Source organism: Mycobacterium sp. DL592, from assembly GCF_011694515.1.
In the GTDB taxonomy this organism is placed as follows: domain Bacteria; phylum Actinomycetota; class Actinomycetes; order Mycobacteriales; family Mycobacteriaceae; genus Mycobacterium.
In genome coordinates this window covers 2073966-2093772 of the sequence record NZ_CP050192.1, presented here as the reverse complement: position 1 = coordinate 2093772, position 19807 = coordinate 2073966, and the positions used below count along the sequence as shown (strand labels likewise).

General features: G+C 67.1%; 24 protein-coding genes. 14 read left to right on the top strand and 10 right to left on the bottom strand.

What is annotated here, in order from left to right:
* Positions 1–80: 80 nt before the first annotated feature.
* Positions 81–782 carry a MetQ/NlpA family ABC transporter substrate-binding protein gene (locus HBE64_RS10180; RefSeq protein ID WP_243841569.1) on the bottom strand — a complete coding sequence of 234 codons (702 nt, stop codon included), beginning with the start codon at positions 780–782 and terminating at the stop codon, positions 81–83.
* 204 nt (positions 783–986) lie between these two features.
* Here HBE64_RS10180 and HBE64_RS10175 point away from each other — a divergent pair, with 204 nt between their 5' ends.
* Genes HBE64_RS10175 through HBE64_RS10165 form a run of 3 tightly spaced genes read left to right on the top strand, consistent with a single transcriptional unit; the run spans position 987 to position 4626 of the window.
* Positions 987–2351 carry a glutamine synthetase family protein gene (locus HBE64_RS10175; RefSeq protein WP_167101133.1) on the top strand — a complete coding sequence of 455 codons (1365 nt, stop codon included), beginning with the start codon at positions 987–989 and terminating at the stop codon, positions 2349–2351.
* Entirely contained in the window at positions 2348–3364 is a 1017-nt protein-coding gene (locus HBE64_RS10170) for an LLM class flavin-dependent oxidoreductase (protein WP_167101130.1), read from the top strand. The genes HBE64_RS10175 and HBE64_RS10170 overlap by 4 nt, the downstream gene beginning before the upstream one ends.
* A 17-nt stretch (positions 3365–3381) precedes the next feature.
* Complete coding sequence (locus HBE64_RS10165; RefSeq protein ID WP_208300615.1) at positions 3382–4626, top strand: acyl-CoA dehydrogenase family protein; 1245 nt, start codon at positions 3382–3384, stop codon at positions 4624–4626.
* Positions 4627–4633: 7 nt separating this feature from the next.
* Here HBE64_RS10165 and HBE64_RS10160 read toward each other — a convergent pair whose 3' ends face one another.
* Entirely contained in the window at positions 4634–5134 is a 501-nt protein-coding gene (locus HBE64_RS10160) for a nuclear transport factor 2 family protein (protein ID WP_167101126.1), read from the bottom strand.
* Positions 5135–5168: 34 nt separating this feature from the next.
* Positions 5169–5624: an SRPBCC family protein gene (locus tag HBE64_RS10155; RefSeq protein WP_167101123.1), complete on the bottom strand. Its 456-nt coding sequence runs from the start codon at positions 5622–5624 to the stop codon at positions 5169–5171.
* A 47-nt stretch (positions 5625–5671) separates the two neighbouring features.
* Here HBE64_RS10155 and HBE64_RS10150 point away from each other — a divergent pair, with 47 nt between their 5' ends.
* On the top strand, positions 5672–6076 hold the full coding sequence (locus HBE64_RS10150) for an SRPBCC family protein (protein WP_243841568.1): 405 nt from the start codon (positions 5672–5674) through the stop codon (positions 6074–6076).
* Here HBE64_RS10150 and HBE64_RS10145 read toward each other — a convergent pair.
* Positions 6063–6890: a polysaccharide deacetylase family protein gene (locus tag HBE64_RS10145; RefSeq protein WP_371744134.1), complete on the bottom strand. Its 828-nt coding sequence runs from the start codon at positions 6888–6890 to the stop codon at positions 6063–6065. The genes HBE64_RS10150 and HBE64_RS10145 overlap by 14 nt on opposite strands.
* Before the next feature lie 107 nt (positions 6891–6997).
* On the opposite strand from HBE64_RS10145, the gene HBE64_RS10140 reads away from it, so the two are divergent.
* Together HBE64_RS10140 and HBE64_RS10135 are read left to right on the top strand one after the other, a co-directional pair.
* On the top strand, positions 6998–7879 hold the full coding sequence (locus HBE64_RS10140) for a TIGR03854 family LLM class F420-dependent oxidoreductase (protein ID WP_167101119.1): 882 nt from the start codon (positions 6998–7000) through the stop codon (positions 7877–7879).
* 54 nt (positions 7880–7933) lie between these two features.
* Positions 7934–8944, top strand: coding sequence for a DUF4331 family protein (locus HBE64_RS10135; RefSeq protein WP_167101116.1), 1011 nt, complete (start codon positions 7934–7936; stop codon positions 8942–8944).
* Here the strand turns inward: HBE64_RS10135 and HBE64_RS10130 are convergent.
* A complete protein-coding gene (locus HBE64_RS10130; RefSeq protein ID WP_167101113.1) occupies positions 8941–9501 on the bottom strand; it encodes a chorismate mutase in 561 nt (186 codons plus the stop codon). The genes HBE64_RS10135 and HBE64_RS10130 overlap by 4 nt on opposite strands.
* A 56-nt stretch (positions 9502–9557) precedes the next feature.
* Between HBE64_RS10130 and HBE64_RS10125 the strand changes: the two genes are divergently transcribed.
* Complete coding sequence (locus tag HBE64_RS10125; RefSeq protein ID WP_167101110.1) at positions 9558–10328, top strand: trans-aconitate 2-methyltransferase; 771 nt, start codon at positions 9558–9560, stop codon at positions 10326–10328.
* A gap of 6 nt (positions 10329–10334) precedes the next feature.
* Here HBE64_RS10125 and HBE64_RS10120 read toward each other — a convergent pair whose 3' ends face one another.
* Positions 10335–11408: a S1C family serine protease gene (locus HBE64_RS10120; RefSeq protein WP_167101107.1), complete on the bottom strand. Its 1074-nt coding sequence runs from the start codon at positions 11406–11408 to the stop codon at positions 10335–10337.
* A gap of 152 nt (positions 11409–11560) precedes the next feature.
* On the opposite strand from HBE64_RS10120, the gene HBE64_RS10115 reads away from it, so the two are divergent.
* The 5 genes from HBE64_RS10115 to fdxA all read left to right on the top strand — a co-directional run bounded on the left by HBE64_RS10115 (position 11561) and on the right by fdxA (position 14608).
* Positions 11561–11818 (top strand): hypothetical protein, encoded by a 258-nt coding sequence (locus tag HBE64_RS10115; protein WP_167096568.1) that lies wholly within the window; start codon positions 11561–11563, stop codon positions 11816–11818.
* Positions 11819–11984: 166 nt separating this feature from the next.
* Complete coding sequence (locus tag HBE64_RS10110) at positions 11985–12839, top strand: cyclopropane mycolic acid synthase family methyltransferase (RefSeq protein WP_167101104.1); 855 nt, start codon at positions 11985–11987, stop codon at positions 12837–12839.
* A gap of 210 nt (positions 12840–13049) precedes the next feature.
* On the top strand, positions 13050–13565 hold the full coding sequence (locus HBE64_RS10105) for a hypothetical protein (RefSeq protein WP_243841567.1): 516 nt from the start codon (positions 13050–13052) through the stop codon (positions 13563–13565).
* Positions 13565–14143 carry a hypothetical protein gene (locus HBE64_RS10100; RefSeq protein WP_167101101.1) on the top strand — a complete coding sequence of 193 codons (579 nt, stop codon included), beginning with the start codon at positions 13565–13567 and terminating at the stop codon, positions 14141–14143. Before HBE64_RS10105 ends, HBE64_RS10100 begins: the two co-directional genes overlap by 1 nt.
* 105 nt (positions 14144–14248) lie before the next feature.
* On the top strand, positions 14249–14608 hold the full coding sequence (gene fdxA, locus HBE64_RS10095; protein ID WP_167101098.1) for a ferredoxin: 360 nt from the start codon (positions 14249–14251) through the stop codon (positions 14606–14608).
* A gap of 6 nt (positions 14609–14614) precedes the next feature.
* Here the strand turns inward: fdxA and HBE64_RS24475 are convergent, their stop codons facing one another.
* On the bottom strand, positions 14615–14827 hold the full coding sequence (locus HBE64_RS24475) for a carboxymuconolactone decarboxylase family protein (protein ID WP_208300671.1): 213 nt from the start codon (positions 14825–14827) through the stop codon (positions 14615–14617).
* Between the two features lie 268 nt (positions 14828–15095).
* Here HBE64_RS24475 and HBE64_RS10085 point away from each other — a divergent pair, with 268 nt between their 5' ends.
* Positions 15096–16286, top strand: coding sequence for a hypothetical protein (locus HBE64_RS10085; protein WP_167101092.1), 1191 nt, complete (start codon positions 15096–15098; stop codon positions 16284–16286).
* A 149-nt stretch (positions 16287–16435) separates the two neighbouring features.
* A complete protein-coding gene (locus HBE64_RS10080) occupies positions 16436–17191 on the top strand; it encodes a L,D-transpeptidase (RefSeq protein ID WP_167101089.1) in 756 nt (251 codons plus the stop codon).
* Here HBE64_RS10080 and HBE64_RS10075 read toward each other — a convergent pair.
* Genes HBE64_RS10075 through HBE64_RS10065 form a run of 3 tightly spaced genes read right to left on the bottom strand, consistent with a single transcriptional unit; the run spans position 17188 to position 19699 of the window.
* On the bottom strand, positions 17188–17835 hold the full coding sequence (locus HBE64_RS10075; protein ID WP_167101086.1) for a sterol desaturase family protein: 648 nt from the start codon (positions 17833–17835) through the stop codon (positions 17188–17190). The two genes, HBE64_RS10080 and HBE64_RS10075, sit on opposite strands and share 4 nt — an antisense overlap.
* 50 nt (positions 17836–17885) lie before the next feature.
* Positions 17886–18428: a YceI family protein gene (locus HBE64_RS10070; protein WP_167101082.1), complete on the bottom strand. Its 543-nt coding sequence runs from the start codon at positions 18426–18428 to the stop codon at positions 17886–17888.
* Positions 18425–19699, bottom strand: a complete 1275-nt coding sequence (locus HBE64_RS10065) for a cytochrome P450 (protein ID WP_167101080.1) — start codon at positions 19697–19699, stop codon at positions 18425–18427. Before HBE64_RS10065 ends, HBE64_RS10070 begins: the two co-directional genes overlap by 4 nt.
* Positions 19700–19807: the final 108 nt, after the last annotated feature.

The window sequence follows — 19807 nt, the reverse complement described above, 5'->3', positions numbered from 1 at the left end:
GAGCTTGGTACACGCGACCACTGTGCGCCGCCGGGGCGGCTGGAAACAGGGTTAGCGTCGACGTGAGCACAACTGTGCGCTCAGAACGCCGCCACCAACTGCCCGGCATAGGTGGTGGTGATGAAATCCCGGGTGCCCGGCGAGTTCAGGGCGGCCCCCAGGGCCACGATCGCGGCACTGTCGTGGTTGTCGTGGCGGGCCACCAGGTACTCGGCGTAGCGCGGATTGTCGCGGTCGCAGCACAACGCGGCGCGGGTGTCCACGCCCAGCGCCACGGCCTGGTAGCCGAACAGGAACACCAGGTCGAAGTCTTCGACGACGTCACCGAGCAGCCAGCCGCTGATCTCCTTGAGGATCAGCCGCAGTGGATTGGCGCGCACGTCGCGCACGGCCAGCGGCCGGCCCGTCACGGGCGTGCACTCGAGCAGGCCGAGGTGTTGCAGCATCGCCAGCGACCGGCCGACGTTGACCGGATCCGAAGGCAGGGCGACCTCGGCGTACTCCGGCAGTGTGTCGGGGTCGCTGACATGGCAGGAGTAGACGCCGAACGGTTCGATGTGGATCGGCACGACCGGAACCAGGCTGCCGGCGCTGCGCCGGTTGAACTCCTCGAGGAAAGGCCGGTACTGGAAGAAGTTCGCGTCCAGCCGGCCCGCGGCCAACGCGGTGTTGAGTTCGTCGAAATCCTCGAGCACCTCGATCTGCAGATCGATGTCATCCTCGAGCAGATCAGCCCGGACGTGGTCGAGAATCTCGGCGTGCGGCACCGGTGTGGCGCCCACCCGCAGCCGCTGTTTGCCTCTGGGACAGAGATTTCGGATCGAATGTGTCATCGTGGTAAGCCCGAACATCGCATGTCCCGACAGTACCCACCACCGCGGCGGCTGCAACGGGTGAATTCCGCTATGTGACGCCACGTTACGCGCCGTGCCGCACCGTGACGCCAAACCTGGTGTGACGCTGGCGCGGTCCCTAGCGTGCCTGGCATGTCCGAAACCATTGTGTCCGCGCGCGATCATGTCGACGCCGCCGGTGAGCGCCCGGAGTCCGAAGCCGAGGCCGAGCTGCTGCGCCGGTTGAACGATGGCACGCTGCGTGAGATCGAGGTGGCCTGGAGTGATCCGTTCGGCCACGCCGCCGGAAAACGCATTCCCGCCAAGCAGTTCCTGGATCGGGCCCGGCACGGATTCGCCTTCTGCGAGGCGGCATTGGGCTGGAACACCGACGGCACGGTCATCGACGGCCTGCAGCTGACGAACTGGGACGACGGCTACTCCGACGTCCACGCCATCCCGGACTTCTCGACCTACCACCCGTTGCCGTGGCGGCCCGGCGTCGGCCACGTCATCTCCGATATCAAGCGGCCCGACGGCACCCCGTCGCTGCTCGATCCGCGCGGGGTCCTGCGCCGCGTGCTGGCCCGGCTGGCCTCGCTGGGCTACACCGCAAAGGTCGGCGTCGAGTTCGAGTTCTACCTGCTCGAACGCGACGGCTCACCGGTGCAGAACGATATTCACGCCTACTCGCTGGAGAACGCCAACACCCTCGACCCGCTGCTGACCGATCTCTACGAGACCCTCGACGCCTTCACCCGGCTGGAGGGTGTGCAGACCGAGTACGGTCCCGGTCAGGTGGAGACCAACCTGGTCTACACCGACGCCCTCGACGCCGCCGACGACAGCGCCCGGCTGAAGTACGCCGCCAAGGAGGTGGCGCGCAAGCATGGCAAGATCGCCAGTTTCATGCCCAAGCCGTTCTCGGATCAGTCGGGAAGTTCTGCGCACCTGCACATCTCGCTGTGGCGTGACGGCAAGCCGGCGTTCGCCCCGGTCGACGGTGCCGAGAACGAGCTGGAGCTGTTCGCGATCGCCGGCCTGCTGGAGCACCTACCCTCCATCACGCTGTTCGGCGCACACTCGGTCAACGCCTACCGCCGCTACACCCCGGACTCCTTCGCCCCGGACACCGTGAACTGGAGCCGGGACAACCGCAGTGCGGCGATCCGTTCGCTGGTCGAATCCCCCGAGGGTACTCGCGTCGAATTGCGCACGGGCGCATCGGATTCCAACCCATACTGGTTGGTGGCCTCGGCCCTGGCCGCGGTGGTCGCCGGTATCGAGGCGCGTCGGCTGCCCCCGCCCGGCGGGGAAGGCAACCTCTATGGCAAGGGCTCTCCGCTGCCGGACTCGCTGGGCACTGCGCTGGCGCTGGCCGCCCAGGACGACACGATCCAGGAGATCCTCGGTGCCGAGTCGGTGACCGACTTCATCGCGATCGCCCGCAGCGAATGGCAGTCCTACACTAGCCACGTCAGCGACTGGGAACGCCAGCGCTACCTGACCTCCTCATGAGCGGACCACGGTTCGGGGTGTGGGCACCGGTCTACGGAAACCACGGCGCCCGCGAGCATCCGGACGACCGGCCGGATCCCAGCTACCGGCGCAACCGCGACCTGTTGTTGCGTGCCGAACGCGCCGGGTTCGATGCGACCCTGCTGGCCCAGCACGTCATCCACCCCAGCAACACCGAGAACGACGTCCTGGAAACCTGGTCCACACTGGCCGCGGTGGCCGAGGCCACCTCCCGGATCGAGCTGATCGGCGCCATCAAGCCGCTGTTGTTCAACCCGTTGGTGTTCGCCAAGATCGCGGCCAACGTCGCCGACATCGCCGGCGGCCGCCTGTCGATCAACGTGGTCACCGGATGGTTCCTGCCCGAACTGGAGGCACTGGGCATCGACCCGTTGCAGCACGACGACCGTTACGCCTACACCCGGCAGTGGCTGGACACCGTGGTGGATCTGTGGCGCGGCAAGCAGGTCTCGATCGGTGAGGGCCCCGGCCAGCAGGCACTGGTTCGCCCTGTCCCGCAGGAGCTTCCACCGATCTACGTCGGCGGCGAGTCCGAGCCCGGCCGTGCGCTCGGGGCGTCGCGCGGCGACGTGTACTTCATCAACGGCAGGCCGTTGGCCGACACCGCGGACCTCATCGAGGACCTGCGCCGCCGCCCACGCGACCGCGGGCCGCTGCGATTCGGCCTGTCGGCATTCGTGATCGCCCGCGAGACCGAGGCGGAGGCCAAAGCCGAGGAGGCGTACCTGCAGTCGCTCATCGACGCCGAGGAGCGCCCGGAGATCTCCAGCGGCACCGACCCCAACACCGCCATGTACCAGGTGCTGGCCGGTACCCGCCGCATCGGCTCCAACGGCGGGACCCTCGCCGGCCTGGTCGGCAGTTACGAGCAGGTGATCGAGCGGATCGACGCATTTCACGACGCCGGCATCGAGCTGTTCATGCTGCAGTTCCAGCCGATCGAATCCGAACTGGACCGCTTCGCCGACAACATCATCGCCCACTACCGCTGAGAAGGATTCCGAACCCTATGACCGCGATTTTCGAGGCAACGCGCCCGGTGGCACCGCGCCCGCGCTTCACCACCGAACCACTCGGCGGCTCACCGGCGCAGCGACTCGACCGGCTCACAGCCGTCGTCGACGCCCTGCGGGAGACCGACGCGGCCGCCGAGCGCGACCGGGTGCTGCAGTACGACGCCGTCGAGGCGATCCGCGGCACCGGTGTGCTCACCCTTCGGGTTCCGGCCCGCTACGGCGGCCCGGGCGGCTCGGTGCGTGACGTCCTCACCGCCGTCATCCGGATCGCGCGGGGGAGTTCCAATGTGGCCCAGGCACTTCGGCCGCATTTCGGGTTCGCCGAGCGGCTGCTGAGCAACCGGGCCACCGAAGCCGAACGTGCAGAATGGTTTCCGCGGATCAACAGCGGGATCATCGTCGGCAACGCGATCACCGACGCCAAGGGTAAGACACCGTCGGGTGCGGACACCACCCTGCTCGCCGACAGCGACGGTGTGCTGCGGCTCAACGGCTACAAGTTCTACTCCACCGGCACGCTGTTCGCCGACCTGATCGCGGTCTCGGCCAGCGACGATCAGGGCCGCGACCTGCAGGCCATCGTGCCGGTGGAGCGTGATGGCGTCGAACTGTTCGACGACTGGGAGGGTTTCGGACAGCGCACCACCGCCAGCGGGGGCACCCGCTTCACCGACGTCGAGGTCCGTCCGCATGAGGTGACCACGGTCTCCGACGGCAATCACCTCGGCCACAGCACCGCGTTCCTGCAGTTGTATCTCGCGGCCGTGGCGGCCGGGATCGCCGCGGCGGTGCGGGATGACGCCATCTGGTACGTGCAGAACAAGGCCCGGCCGGCGGCGCACTCGCTGGCAGATTCCGCCGCGGCCGACCCGTTCACCCTGCACGCCGTCGGCGAGATCTCGGCGCACGCCTCGGCCTCCCAGACCTTGGTGCTGGGCGCCGCTGACGCGATCGACACTCTGGTGGACTCCGGGCGGGTCGACGACGCCGACGAATTGGCCCGGGTGGCGATCGCGGTCGCCGAGGCTCAGCTGATCGCCGAGCGGCTCACCCTGGCTGCCGCCGAGCGGCTCTTCGACACCGGGGGAGCCTCGGCCACGGCGCGGTCACTGAACCTCGACCGGCACTGGCGCAACGTGCGGACCGTCTCGACGCATAATCCGTTGGCCTACAAGGCACATGCGGCCGGCAACTACGCCGTCAACGGCACCTGGCCGCCGGCCAACGGGTACTTCTGAGCGCCCGCTAGGAGTCCCAGCCCATCTTGCGGGCGAACGCGATCGCGTCGTCGGATGCGGTTCCCAGCTCTTTGCAGCGCTGGATGTAGCCGCGCACCATCGGCACGAAGTTCATCGGGTTGTAGGCGTCTTCCTCGTAGCTCCACAGCCCGTCGCCGGCGTACTTGAGCACCGAGATGTTGGGCTCCTCGTGGATGCTGCCGTCACCGGGATCGCGCATCCGGTTCTGGAATTCGCAGATCACCCAGCCCTTCTCCTCGTCGATCGAATGCCACGTCGACGGATAGAACGGCATCTCGCTGCCCGGGAAGGTGCTCATGGTCTTGACGATCCAGTCGCGGATCTGTTCGCGGCCCGAGAACCTCCCGTAGGAGTGTTCGACGTAGGTGGCGTCCTCGGTGAACTGGTCGGCGAAGCGCGCCCAATTCCACGTCTCGCCGATTCCCACGACAACCTGCTTGTGTGCGGCGAAAGCCGATTCCAACTCGTTACGCGACCACTGACCCATGAAGGGGTTCTACCAAACCCGCGGCGGGCGCGACCTAGCTTTCCTCGACAACCTTCTTGATCCGCTCCAGCGTCTTGCGCATATCACGCACGTTGCGCCGCCCGCGCAGGTATCCGGCGAACACCCAGAACACCCGCATCACCGGTGAGCTGTTGAGCCGGAACGATTCGGTGACGTCGGTGCCGTCGCCGCTGGGTTCCAGGAGGTAGTGCCAGTTGTTGAGGGCGCGGTCGCCGGCCAGCACGGCGAAGCCAAACTCGCGGCCGGGTTCGCACGCGGTGACCCGGCAGGTGGTCCAGTACACCGGGCCGATCTCGTTGCGGCGGACGTGGCCACGGAACTTCGCGCCCAGGGCCGGGCCGGTGGCACCGTCGAGCCACTCGGCCTCGAACACCTCCGGTGAGAATCGTCCGGTGTTGCGGACGTCGGCGATCAGATTCCAGATCCTGTCGGCCGGTGCGGCCATGTGCACTGTGACGGAGCCATCCATTGGCTGATCGTAGGCGCACCCCCGCAGTCGGCGTAGCGTCGGAGGGCGTGGGCATCGGATTTCCGCACCGGGTCGGCGTCGACCGGTACGTCGCCGCCCCCGCACCCGTGGTGTGGCAGATCCTTGTCGACACCGACTATTGGCCGCGATGGGGACCGTCGGTCAGCGGCGCCACCCTCGATGACGGGCAGCGGCAGTTGCACGCCGGATCCACCGGTCGGGTCCGGACCGCGGTCGGCGTCGAATTGCCGTTCCGGGTAACGGAATTCGAGTCCGGAAGGCACTGGTCCTGGGCGGTATCCGGCGTCGAAGCCACCACCCACGATCTCACCCCTGAAGGCGACGGGTGCCGGGTGCGGTTCGAGGCACCGTGGTGGGCCGCACCCTATCTGGCGGTGTGCGCAGTGGCCCTGGCGCGAATCGACCGGCTGGCCCGGGCTAAGGCGATGTGACGTAAGGGATTTCGGGCTTCAGGAACACATCGTTGAGGGTGACGGTGCGCAGGTTGCGCGACCGGATGATGTCCACCAGTGCCGGATAGACATGGGTGACGGGCGGATGGTTGAGGTGCCCGATGACGATGTTCTGCTGGATGAAGTACTGGTCTGCCATCTTCACGATGTAGTCCTCGGTCACCGGGGCCGAGTCGGCCAGCGAACCCGACCACAGGGTGGGTACCCGGTAGCCGAGGTCGGCGGCGATACCGTCGACGATGTCGTTGTGGTTTCCGTACGGCGGCCGGAAGTACGGGGTGGCATCGGCGCCGTAGGTGTTGCGCAGGAACTGGTCGTTGCGCCGCAGCTGATCCTTGATGTCGTCGGCGTTGAGCGTCGTCAGGTCGGGGTGTGACCAGGTGTGGTTGCCCAGCTGAATCTGCCCGGAGTCGACCAGTGGGCGCAGCAGGTCGGCGTTGTCTCGCCACGAGTCGTACACGCCGTTGACGAAGAAGGTCAGCCGGATACCGGTGTCCTTGGCGAGCTGGGTGTAGGCACGGACCACTTCGCTATCGACCCCGTCGTCGACGGTGAGCGCGAGCAGATCGCCGTCCCCGGGCAGCTTGGCTAGTTCACCGCCACCGGGCAGCGCCACCCGGTTGGCGAACGGCGGCGGCGGCAGCACCCGGCTCGATCCGATGGGTGGCGGCGGCGGGGCCTGGGCGGCCGCCTGCGAGGCGGTGCCCGATATGCCGATCGTGCGTGAGGCCCCGACCAGGGCCGCCGATGCCAGCAGGCCGACGACGAACTGGCGCCGGGTCACCTCAGGCACGAGTCCCACCCGTCACACCAGTCACAGGTCTAGGGTAAGCACGCGCACCGCCCAAACCGGGTAACCGGGCAGCTGTGTCGCCACCGTGCATTGGCTAACGTGGGCTGATGAAGATCCGGTTCGGCGTCAGCCTGGGCACCGGCACCGCCGTCCACGAACTGCCCGCCGTGGCCGACCGGCTGGAAGCCGCCGGCGTCGACTCGCTGTGGTTCTCCGAGCTGGTGTACACCTCCGCCGTCGATCCCTTCGCCGGGATGGGCTTCACCCTCGGGCGTACCACCCGGCTCAAAGTCGGCACGTCGGTGGCGGTGCTGCCTGGCCGAAACCCCGTTCTGGTCGCCAAACAGCTGGCCTCGCTGGCCGCACTGGGACCCAAACGCGTACTGCCGGTGTTCGGTCTGCGTCCCGCCTCGGCGGCCGAACGCGGCCTGTTCCCGGTACCCGACGGGCAGCGCGCCGCGGTGTTCGACGAGGCACTCGAACTCATCCGTGAACTGCTGACCGGCGAGGAGGTCAGCTTCAGCGGCCGGTACTTCGACGTCGCAGGCGCAACCCTCGGTATCCGCCCACAAACACCGGTCGACATCTGGCTGGGCGGCTCCGCGCCTGCGGCGTTTCGCCGGATCGGCCGCTTCGCCGACGGCTGGCTCGGCAGCTTCCTGACGCCGGCTGAAGCCCGCGACGCCCGGATCAGCATCGAGCGCGAAGCCGCCGCAGCGGGACGCGAGATCGAACCCGACCACTTCGGTTTGAGCCTGGCCGTCGGCGACGGCGAGTTGCCCGCAGCGGTGATCGACGCCGTCCGCGCACGTCGGCCCGACGCCGACCCCGCCGATCTGCTGGCCGCCGACTGGCCGGCACTGCATCGCCAACTCGACGGGCTGATCGCCGCCGGGCTGACGAAGTTCGTGATCCGCCCCTTCGGGGCCACCCCCACCGAAGAGTTCATCGACCGTTTCGTCGTGGAGCTGTTGCCCCGCCAGAACTGACACCGATAACGCGGTAGGTTTGATTGACACCGATAACAGCGTCAAGGAGTTCCGATGTCCAATCACTTCACCGGTCTAAGCCTGGGTCCGCCACTGGGAGACCAGCGCCTGGATCTGTGCGATCTGTACGCCTTTGTCTCCCCGGCCGATTCGAGCCGTACGGTGCTGATCCTCAACGCCAACCCGAACGCCGACGCCCTGCACCCCGAGGCGATCTACCGCCTCGCCATCGACAACGACGGGGACCTGCGCAACGACATCGCGTTCAGCTTCGTCTTCTCGGTACCTGAGGACGGCAAGCAGACCGTCGACGTGTTCCTGGCCGTCGGCGACGAGGCGGAGTCACCAGAGGCCGTGGGGGAGAAGATCTTCGAGGCCGTCGAGGTGTCACTCGGGCACGAGCCCAACGTGGTGCAGTCCGGCAGCTTCACCTTCTTCGCCGGCGCGCGAAGCGATGCCTTCTTCTTCGACTTCGACGGCATCAAGAACCTGTTCGACATCACCGGCGGCCGCAACTTCACCGCGCCGCACCTGGGCGGAACCTCACCGTGGACCGGCGTGGACTCCAACACCGAGGCCAACGTGTTCTCCATCGCGATCGAATTGCCCACCGCCGAGCTGGGCGCCGACCCCGACATCCGCATCTGGGGCCGGTGCAGCCTGCGCCGTGACGGCGAACTGATCCACGTCGACCGGGCCGGTCATCCGTCGGTCAGCAGCTTCTTCAACACCGATGACACCAAAGAGGAGTACAACGCCAGCGAGCCGGTCCACGACCGGGAACGCTGGATCGAGCAGTTCATTCACCTGATGGGGCACACCGGCGACTACAGCCGCGACGAGGCCATCGCCGCCATCGACGCCGAAGGCACGCTGCCCGACATGCTGACGTTCAACCCGTCGAAGCCGGCCAAGTACCCCAACGGCCGGGTGTTCACCGATGACGTCATCGACTACCGCCTGGCGTTCCTCACCAAGGGGGACTGCCCGCCCACCGGGTTGTCACCACATACCGACACCATCGAAGTGTTCCCCTATCTGGGGCATCCGCACCCCGCCGGTTAGCCCGCGGGGCAGTACGAGCGGCTCGCCACGTCGAGTGCGGCTCGGTAGAGGTCGTCGAAACCTCGCTGCGCGGTGACGACGGCTTTGGCGTCGGCCAGATCGGTGGCGCATTCCGGTGAGTGCAGGACCGGCCACTGGACACCGATCTGGTCGACCATGCGGTGGTTGAGGGTGTCGATCACCGACCGCGACGCGGAAAGGTCCGGCGCGACCACCGGGGCCGTCGCAGAGTCGAACTTCCATCCGGCGAAGCGGCTGTACTGGATGCCTTCGGTGGCGTTGATCTGGTCGGTGAACACGGTGGTGACGTAATCCCTTGGAACTCCACCGGTTTCAGCCTCCGACGACACCTGGGCAAGAACCTGAGCGACCCTGGCCGGGTCGGTGATCGGCCCGCCGCTCAGCCATTTCGAGGCTGCCACGGGATCCGCGGTCTGCAGCCGCTGGGCCGCCGCGTCGACCAGGTCGTACAGCGGTTCGCCGGGGTCGGCAGCAGCAGGAGCGGCACCGGCCAGCGCGGCCAGCACCATCGCCGCCGCGATCAGTCGAAAAGTCATGGCATACATATTGCACGCCATTGCTCCCGGTGCTGACCTTGACGTTAACTGTGTCGGTGACGGACTGGAGCGGCGAGGACTACGAGCGGGTCAGCGCACTGCAACGCTCGGTGGCCACCGAAACGCTGGCCGAACTCGTGCTCGACGGCAGCGAATGGGTACTCGATATCGGCTGCGGCGACGGATTTCTCACCCGCGAGATCGCCGCTGCCGCACCGACCGGCTTCGTCGTCGGTATCGACGCCTCGCCCCGGATGGTCGCCACCGCGCACCGCGCCCACCCGAGTGGAGCCGCCTGGCCCCGATTCGTCCGCGCCGACGCCCGCCGGCTACCGTTCGCGCGCTGCTTCGACATGGCCGTTTCGTTCAATGCCCTGCACTGGGTTCCCGAACTCGACAAGGCGCTGAGCGGCATCGCCGCCGTGCTGCGCCCCGGCGGTCGCGGCGTCATCCAGATGGTGTGCGCGGGCGAGCGGCCGAGCATCGAATCCACCGCGATGCAAATCGCCGGGCACCCACGCTGGTCGAGGTATTTCACCGATTTCAGCGCACCGTTTCGCCACCTCGACCCGGCGGTGTTCGCCGACCTGGCCAACGGATGCGGGCTGCACGTCACCTCGCTGACCGTCCGGGACCGGGAGTGGGACTTCGGATCCCGCCAGCAGTTCACCGCGTGGTGCGCCGTGGGAACCACGGCCTGGACCGACCGGCTGCCTGACGGGCAGCGCAGCGCCTTCGTCGAGGACCTGGTGAGCGCCTACGAACCGGTGACCGGACGTCCCGGCCTGATCAGATTCATGCAGATGCGCGCCGAGCTGCACACCTGAGCCTGCTCAGCCGACCGGCCCGCTTGCCAGCACGATCGGCGCACTGCGCGGTGCGCCGGCGCGATCCACCCAACTCAGCGTCACGGTGTCGCCGGGGTGACGGGAGTCCATGACGTCGGAAAGGTTCGACGCCGAGTTGATCGGGACGCCGTCCACCGCCGTGATCACGTCCCCGCTTATCAGTCCGGCGCGCCGGGCCGGGGTGTCGGGAAGCACCTGACGGACCACCGCACCCGGACCGCCGTTGGCGTCGGCGATCCCAACCCCGATGAAGGCGGTGTCGCCGAGGTGGATCCCCGGTGCCGGTGTGCCGCTGCGGATCTGGTTGGCCACACCCAGTGCCCGGTCGATCGGAATCGCGAAGCCCTCGCCGCCGCGCACTCCGCCCATCCGGTAGGTCAGCGTCGCCGCGACGTTGACCCCGACCACCTGACCGGCGCTGTTGACCAACGGCCCGCCGGAGTCACCGGGGCGAACATCGGCCGCAACCCGGATCAGGTCATTGAGTTGCCTTGAGCCACCGCCTGATTCATCGGAGGCACGCACCGACGCGCCGATTTCGGTGACGGATCCCGGCGCAAAACTCGGTGCGCCGCCCGCGCCGCCGGCATTCCCGATCGCCGCGATGGGGTCACCGACCGCCACCGAGGAGGAGGTACCCAGGGCGGCGACCGGTAGATCGGCGGCACCGCGCAGCCGCACCAGGGCGATGTCGTTGGTCCGGTCGTAGCCGATCACGTCGACGGGGTAGGTCCGTCCGTTGGCCAGGCTGGTGGCGGTGATCTCGGTGGCGCCTTCGATGACGTGGTTGTTGGTGAGCACTTCGCCGTAGGGGTCGAGCACGATGCCGGTACCCGCGCCGACCGCCCCCTGGTAGTCCAGTGTGGTGTTGATGTCGACCAGGCCGGGGCTGACCTGGCCCATGACGGCCGACTGATCCAGCGGCGCCTGCGGCGCGACCGGGGGCAGCGGGAAGGGTGTGGCGTGGGCCGGGGCCGCGAGCAACCCTGGCGCCAGAACAAGCGCGGCCAGAATTGCCGGGATCCGGCGACCGCGACGTAGTGGCTGCTGTGCGTCCATCTCTCAACTCTGCCTGAAAAATCACGCGCGTGGCAGCAAGCGGCCCGGATCGTTGCTGAGCGTTTTGCCGTTGTTTTGTCGGTCACACTTTCGGGCAATCCACTACAGCGTCACCCCGTGGCGCACCCAGCACGGCAGAACGGATGAGGAATGTGAGCACCCCGGAAGGATCCGGACCGGCGCCCGACGCGACCTCCGAACTCGACGCCCCGGCCGGCAGACCCGAACCGAACGACGAGGCCAAGGCTAAAGCCAGGGAGATGGCGAAGGCCTACGAGGAACGTCCGACCGCGGTCCTGCCGGGCTCGAACGGTACCGTCACCGGCACCGCGGTCAACGATTGGCTCGATGACGACGGAAATCCAATTTACGGCCGCGACAACAATATCGATGATCGCCAACAAAGCTGACAAGACACTGACAAGCGCTTTGCTCGGGTGGGGAGAGGCGACGTCTTCACGTAGCATTCCTGCGGTACGACACGAGGGGAGTGCGGCCGGTCTCGCGGGGGTGGGTCGGTACGAGTCGCAAGAACAGGACAGACCATTGTCGAAAACGCCCGCAAACATCACCCATATGGAGCCGCACTTCGACGACGTGCAGCACCATTACGACCTGTCTGATGACTTCTATCGGCTGTTCTTGGACAGGACCCAGACCTACAGCTGCGCCTATTTCGAGCGCGAGGACATGAGCTTGGAAGAGGCTCAGATCGCCAAAATCGACCTCGCATTGGGCAAGTTGGGCCTGCAGCCCGGGATGACGCTGCTCGACGTCGGCTGCGGCTGGGGCGCGACGATGATGCGCGCGCTGGAGAAATACGACGTCAACGTCGTGGGCCTGACGCTGAGCAAGAACCAGGCCCTGCACGTCCAGCAGCTCTTCGACGACTCCGACTCGGGCCGGTCCAAGCAGGTCCTGCTCGAGGGCTGGGAGCAGTTCCACGAGCCCGTGGACCGCATCGTGTCGATCGGCGCGTTCGAGCACTTCGGTTACGACCGCTACGACGCCTTCTTCAACCGCGCCCACAACCTGCTGCCCGATGACGGAATCATGTTGTTGCACACCATCGTTCAGCCCAGTTCAGAGGAATTCAAGGAACGCGGCCTGCCCATCACCATGCGCCACCTGAAGTTCTTCAAGTTCATCGTGGACGAGATCTTCCCGGGCGGCCGGCTGCCCAGCGTCTCGGTGGTCGAGGAACACGCGACCCGGGCTGGATTCGCGGTCAACAGGGTTCACCCGCTGCGCCTGCACTACGCCAAGACGCTGGGTATCTGGGCCGGCGCTCTGCAGGCCAACGAGGAAGAGGCCGTGGCCCTGCAGTCCCGCGAGGTCTACGACCGATACATGAAGTATCTGACCGGCTGCGCCGAGCTGTTCCGCGACGGCTACACCGACATCTGCCAGTTCACCCTGGCCAAGGGCTGATGTGGTCGCAGCAGGCCCTTGGCCCCCCACCGCGGGCGACCCAACCGGACACGTCTCCAGCGCATCCCCCAGGTGCGCCGTGACACTGTGTCCGTCTTGACGCTATGCCCGTGACGCGCCCCCGGTCCCGGGCCGAAAGGCGCAAGCCCTAGGGCCGTAGGTCCCCGGTGTTAGCATGCGCGCGTTGCCATGGTGGCCGAGGAGGGCGGGATGGTCCGAATGATCCGCGCAGTGGCAGTGCTGGCGGCGGTGCCGGTGATGGCGTTCACCGCGTCGGCTCCCGCGACCGCCGAGGGCACCCACTACATGCTGCCCAGCTGCTATGACCCCAGCCAGCCGACTCAGGAGAAGCCCCAGCGGGTGGTCTACGGCTGTGATTCGACCAATGTCATGGAGAACATGAGGTGGACGTCGTGGGGCGCCGACGGCGCGCGGGGGACAGGTACCGACAACGCCGTGCTGTGCCAGCCGAACTGCGCACAGGGACCGCATCTGGTGAATCCGATCGTCGTGCACGCCTGGAATCCCGTGCCGGCCGACAAGCCGGGCTGCCCTGACAACGTGCTGTTCTACGGCGACATCACCGTCGCCTACCCCGCGGGAGTCCCACCGTGGGTGGTGCCGGGGACGACGTGGGGTCCCGATGTCGAGTACACCTACGTCGACGGCATGCCCGCGGTGCACTTCTTCGACCAGCATCCGTACAGCTGCACGCCCTTGACCTGATGCCAGCAGCGAGCTCCCTTCGCTCTCGCCCCGTCATCCTGCTGATCGCGGCGGCGCTGACACTGTCGCTGGTGCTGGGCGCGAGTTACCTTGCGCTGCACACATTTCGGGAGACACGCGGCGCCGCCGTCGAACCCGTCGCGCATCCGATGACCGACGAACAGTCGAAGGTGCAGGTGCTCGAGCCGGCCAGGGACATCGTGGCCGCCGGCGGCCTGAAGGGCGTATCGGGGACCTACATCCTGATGTCCTGCCAGAGCGAAGCCGACCCGCCCTACCAGGGGGCGATCTACCTGAACTTTGATGTCCCCGGGGTGATGGCGACGCCGTCGTTCTTCCGCTCCATCGCCTCGGCGATGCGCGCCAGGGGCTGGGCCGAGGCCGTGGCACCCAATCGCCATCCCGGCGGCCACGCCCTGAGCAAGGACGGCGTCGCCGTCCTCTACTACCGCAATGACGACAACTCCACCCGCGGCACCATGCAGATCTACGGGGAGTGCCGCAATGTCACCGACCATCGGCGGGACGCCACCGGCTGGGTGGACATCACCACCGCCCTGCAGCGCCGACCCGGCTGAGCTGGCAGAACAACTTCCGTCCCCGGGAATTGGGGACTTTAGTCCCCGGCGTGCCGGGCCTTCTATCCGTGTCTGCTACGCAGAGTTACAGATACGCTGCCAGGCATGACCTACGTGATCACCAGTGCGTGCGTGGACGTCAAGCACAAGGCATGCATGCAGGAATGCCCCGTCGACTGCATCTACGAGGGCGACCGGACCATGTACATCAACCCCGAGGAATGCGTCGAGTGCGGCGCCTGCAAGATCCTCTGCGAGGTCGATGCCATCTACTTCGAGTCCGACCTGCCGGAAGAGGAGAAGAAGTTCCTCGCCGACAACGCGGCGTTCTTCAACGAGGTCCTGCCCGGGCGCCAGGCCCCGATCGGCAACCCCGGAAGCGCGAGCGATGTGGGCCCGATCGGCGTCGACACCCCGATGGTTGCGGCGCTGCCGCACAACGAGCACGCCGCCGCTCAGGTCTGATCCGGCTCAGGTCGACGTCGGCGATGCCGCGTCGACGAATTCGCTTAACGCCTCGAAGGCCCGCGCTCCGTACACCGTGGCTGGGCCGCCGTGCATCAGTATCGCCACGCCGATGGCTTCGGCGGCCTCCTCCTTGCTCGCCCCGGCGCGGACTGCGGCCTTGGCATGCGAGGCGATGCAGCCGTCGCAGCCATGCACCACGCCGATGACCATGGCCATCAGATGCTGCGTACGAAGATCGTCGAGGACTTGGTGGTAATGGCCGTGTTCCAAACGGCGACCGTATACCCCTATAGGTATTCTAACTGCGCATTCCCGTGACCGGTTCGAGCCCCTTCCGTAGCCCAATCGCACTCGTTCGCCGGTATACGCCGCTGCGGGTAGGCTCCACGGAGGTCCAAACGCCCATCGAGACGCCCATCGTCACAGTTCGGCGTTCGCGACGCTCTGCGCGAAGTATCGCAATCGGCCCCGAGAGGAGTGCTTCTTGGACACCGTCCTGGGTCTGTCGATGACGCCGACCACCGTCGGGCTGGTCCTGGTCGAAGGCGACGGAGCCGATGGTGCGACCAAGAACCACGACGCGTTCGAGGTTCGCCGCGGCGGATACAGCCCCGTCACGACCTCGGAGTTCGTGGCCGAAGCGCTCTCGCGGACCCAGGCCATCGCCGGCGGGCAGCACCTGCAGTCGATCGGGGTGACCTGGAGCGATGACGCCGCGGTCGAAGCATCAATGTTCCTGGATTCACTGGCCGACTCCGGCTTCCACAATGTCGTGCCCATCCGGCTGCCGGAGGCCACCGAAGCCTTCGCCCGCGGCATCGGCGAGGTGATCGAATCCCGGGTCACCGCCGTCTGCGTCGTCGAGCCCGACGCCGTCGTCGCACTCGTCGTCGACACCGTCACGGACGCGACCGACAGCGTCGTCAGCTACGACCTGGAATCCGAGTCGGATCTGATCGGCTGGCTGGCCGACGTCCTGGCTCGCGACGGCTGGCAGCCCGACAGCCTGGTGGTGCTGGGCTCCGGGGAAGAACTCGACCAGATCGCCAGGGAGCTCGAACAGGTTCTGGGCATCCCGGTGTTCGCCCCCGCCGAAGCCGAACTCGCGTTGGCCCGCGGCGCCGCCCTGGCCTCGGTCAACAGCATCGGCCTGTTCGACGACCCACTGTTCGTCGCGCCGCCCCGGCCACCACGCCGCCGCCCCCTGTCACACAGTGCACCGGTGGCGATGGTCGTCGGCGGCGTGCTGACGTTCGTGGTGTCGGCGTCGGTCGCGGTCGGCCTCGCGGTCCTGCCCGACGGCGACTCGGCGAACGCCGCGCGCGCATTCGTCACCTCGGCCGAGACACCCGCGGTCCGTCCGGTCACCGCGCCGCTGGCCCCGGTGCCGCCGCCGCAGCTGGCGCCGCCCGCTCCCGAGCAGGCACCGATTCCCGCTCCACCACCGGACGTTGCGCCCGCCCCGGCGCCCGAAGCTGCGCTCACCGAGGAGTCGGTGTCCGACGCCCCGGCGCCGGCGCCGGTCGAGGCTCCGCCGTCCGCCGCGCCGGTCGAGGCGATGGCGCCGCCGCCGGAGGCTATCCAGCCCACGGTGCCGCCGGTACCCACGTCCAAGCCCTCGCTGCGCACCCGCATTCTGGAGCGCTTGTCCGGCCTGCGTGACGGTAACGGGTAACACCGACCGTTGTTTCGCTGATAGACCAGCGTGGTACATCTGCAGCGACTGCATCTCACCGTCGTGGCACGTGCCGCGCGTGTTCCCGGGCGGACTTCCTGCCAGGAATTAGACTGTGACTTTGCTGATCTCCACGAGGACGGGAGCTAATGGTCAGAGCAGTTCGACGGGCCCTTGCCGCCGCGGGTATCGCGGTCCTGGCCATGTCAGTCTCCGCACCCACCAGTAACGCCTCGATCGCACCGTCGTTCGGCGGCGCCACCGTGGCCTCGGTCCAGCCGACCAACGGCCAGACCGTCGGCGTGGCACACCCGATCATCGTCACGTTCACCAAGCCGGTGCTCGATCGATCGGCGGCCGAACGCTCGATCACTGTGACCGCGCCGGCCGGCCTGTCAGGCCGGTTCGACTGGGTGCAGGACAACGTCGTGCAGTGGGTTCCGGACCAGTACTGGCCCGCCCATTCGCAGATCACCATGATGGCGGGCGGCATCCCGCGTAGCTTCGGCACCGGTGCCACCGTGCTGGGCGTCGCCAACATCTCCGCGCACACGTTCACGGTCAGCATCGACGGTCAGGTGGTCCGCCAGATGCCGGCCTCGATGGGCAAGCCCAAGCACCCGACCCCCGTCGGCTCGTTCACCGTGCTCGAGAAGCAGTCCTCGGTGGTCATGGACTCCCGCACCATCGGCATCCCGCTGAGCGATCCGGAGGGCTACAAGCTCACCGTCGCCGACGCGGTCCGCATCACCTGGGGCGGGGTGTACGTGCACTCGGCTCCGTGGTCGGTGGGATCACAGGGCTATGCCAATGTCAGCCACGGCTGCATCAACCTCAGCCCGGACAATGCCGCGTGGTACTACGACCAGGTCAACATCGGCGACCCGGTCGTCATCAACGCCTAGCTGGCCTGCGCCGTGGCGTGCAGGTTCCTTGCGGTCGGTGACGTCGGCACGGCGGCGGGGTCCGGGTAGGTGCGCAATACCCGGTCGGCGGTGCCCGGTGTCGTCACGCCGAACCAGTAGTGCTCGTTCTTGAAGTGATGTAGCCGATGGTCATGCCAGATAGCCCGGTAGACAACGCTTTTCGGCTTGTAATCGGTGTGGATCAGGTAGTGGCACCACTCGTAGAGCAGTCCGAACGTCAGGACCGTCACCAGGAACGTCAGGCCCATGGCCGTTCTCGGGAACGCCAGCAGTGCGATGAGCGCGGCGGAGACCAGCGCGCCGATCAGTGACTGCAGCGGAATGAACACGAGTGGGATGTCGCGGGGAGCGACGTGATGCTCGCGGTGTTTGCGGGCCAGAATCGGGTCGATGACGAGCCGTCCGAGCCGGCGTGGCCGCCAGTGCAGGACGACGACGTGGATCATCCACTCGACGAACGGGAACACCGCCGCGAGCGCCAGTGGGACGAGCGCATCGGTGAGCTGCCAGTCGCCGACGGCGACCCGGGCGATCGCCGCCGCGACCAACGCGCCCCCGAGTAGCCAGGGCGTGAGATGGCGCACGAATTCGCGCGCCGCATCGGCCAGTGTCATACCGCGCATGGCATCAGCATGGCCCGCCGAGCGGCATTGGTCAAGTGGTCAGACCAGTACTACTTCGGGTGTCGGGCGGTGAAGCGCACGGTCACCTCATCGGCAACCTTCATCGTGCCCATCAACAGCGAGTATGGCTTCACCCCGAACGCGGACTGAACCACCGGCACCTGCGCCGACATCACCCAGACACCGCCGTCGTCACGCACCTCGAGCTCGACTACCTGGGCTTGCGTGGTGCCGTGGATCTCCACCTCGCCGGTCATCCGATAGCCGGCTTTGGTCTTGGCGACGCCGTCGGCGTGGAACCGGATCTGCGGGTGCTTCTTGACGTCCAGGGACTTCAATGCGTTACCGCGCACCACGACCTTCTCCGGACCAGACAGCGGCGTCACCCCACCCTCACCCTTGAGCACCTGCAACGAGTCGACGTCGACGACCAGCTCCGCCGACACCGGCTTGCCGGCCCGCCAGTCCACCGACGCCTGCCACGAGGCCATGGCGATGGTGAGGCGGTGGCCCATCTTGGCCGCCGGCCCGCCGACATCGGTGTGTATCTGCAGCTCGCCGTCAGCAGCGGTCAGCGTCCACGAGTCGGTCACACCCCGACAGTATCGCCTTGTGCGCCAGCGGCCTTGCCCGTGTAGTCGACCTGCCAGTGCTTGATGCCGTTGAGCCAGCCCGACCGCAGCCGCTCCGGCTTGGCCAGCGGGGTCAGGTCGGGCATGTGGTCGGCGATCGCGTTGAACATCAAGTCGATCGTCATCCTGGCCAGATTGGCACCGAGACAGTAGTGCGCGCCCGTGCCGCCGAAGCCGACGTGCGGGTTGGGGTCGCGGAAGATGTTGAATGCGAAGGGATCTTCGAACACTTCCTCGTCGAAGTTGGCCGAGCGGTAGGACATCACCACCCGCTGGCCCTTCTTGATCTGCACCCCACTGAGCTCGGTGTCCACCAGTGCGGTGCGCTGAAATGACGTCACGGGGGTGGCCCACCGGACGATCTCGTCGACCGCGGTCACCGGGCGCTGCGCCTTGTACAGCTCCCACTGATCGGGGAAATCGGTGAAGCCCGTCATGCCGTGGGTGATCGAGTTGCGGGTGGTCTCGTTGCCGGCCACCGCCAGCAGAATCACGAAGAAACCGAACTCGTCGTCGGAGAGCTTGTGCCCGTCGACGTCGGCCTGCACCAGCTTGGTCACCAGATCGTCGCCGGGGTTGGCCGTCCGGTCGGCGGCCATCTGCATCCCGTACATGATCAGCTCGCCGGCCGCGCCCTGCGGATCGTTGCGGGCGAACTCGGGGTCGGCTTCGCCGACCATCTGATTTGACCAGTCGAACAGTTTCTTGCGCTCGTCCTGCGGGACCCCCATCAGGTCGGCGATGGCCTGCAGCGGCAGCTCACAGGAGACCTGTTCGACGAAGTCGCCGGAACCCTCGGTGGCAGCGGCCTTGGCGATCGCCTGCGCTCGCTCCCGCAAGTTTTCCCGCAACGTCTCGACGGCCCGCGGGGTAAACGCCCGGGAGACGATCTGGCGCAGATGGGTGTGCCGCGGGGCGTCCATGTTCAGCAGGATGAACTGGCCGGTGTCCTTATGTGACACCGCCGCATTGTCGGGGTAGCGCGGCAGTGCGGTGTTCTCCAGGCTGGAGAAGACGTCGCTGCGCCGCGAGATCTCCTTGACGTCCTTGTGCTTGGTGACCACCCAGTAGCCCTCGTCGTCGAAACCGCCGACGTTCCTGGGCTGCTCGTTCCACCAGATCGGGGCGACCCGGCGCAGTTCGGCGAGCTCCTCGACGGGCAGCCGCTCGTTGTTCAGATCGGGGTCGGTGAAGTCGAAACCCGGGGGGAGATTGGGACCGGTTTGGGGCATTGAAATGCGCACCTCCATACGACGTCTTCTAGTGCCCGACATCCATGCCTACACCACAGACGGGAGGCACCGTGGCGGGTTGCCCGAAACTGCCAACTGAAACCTGTT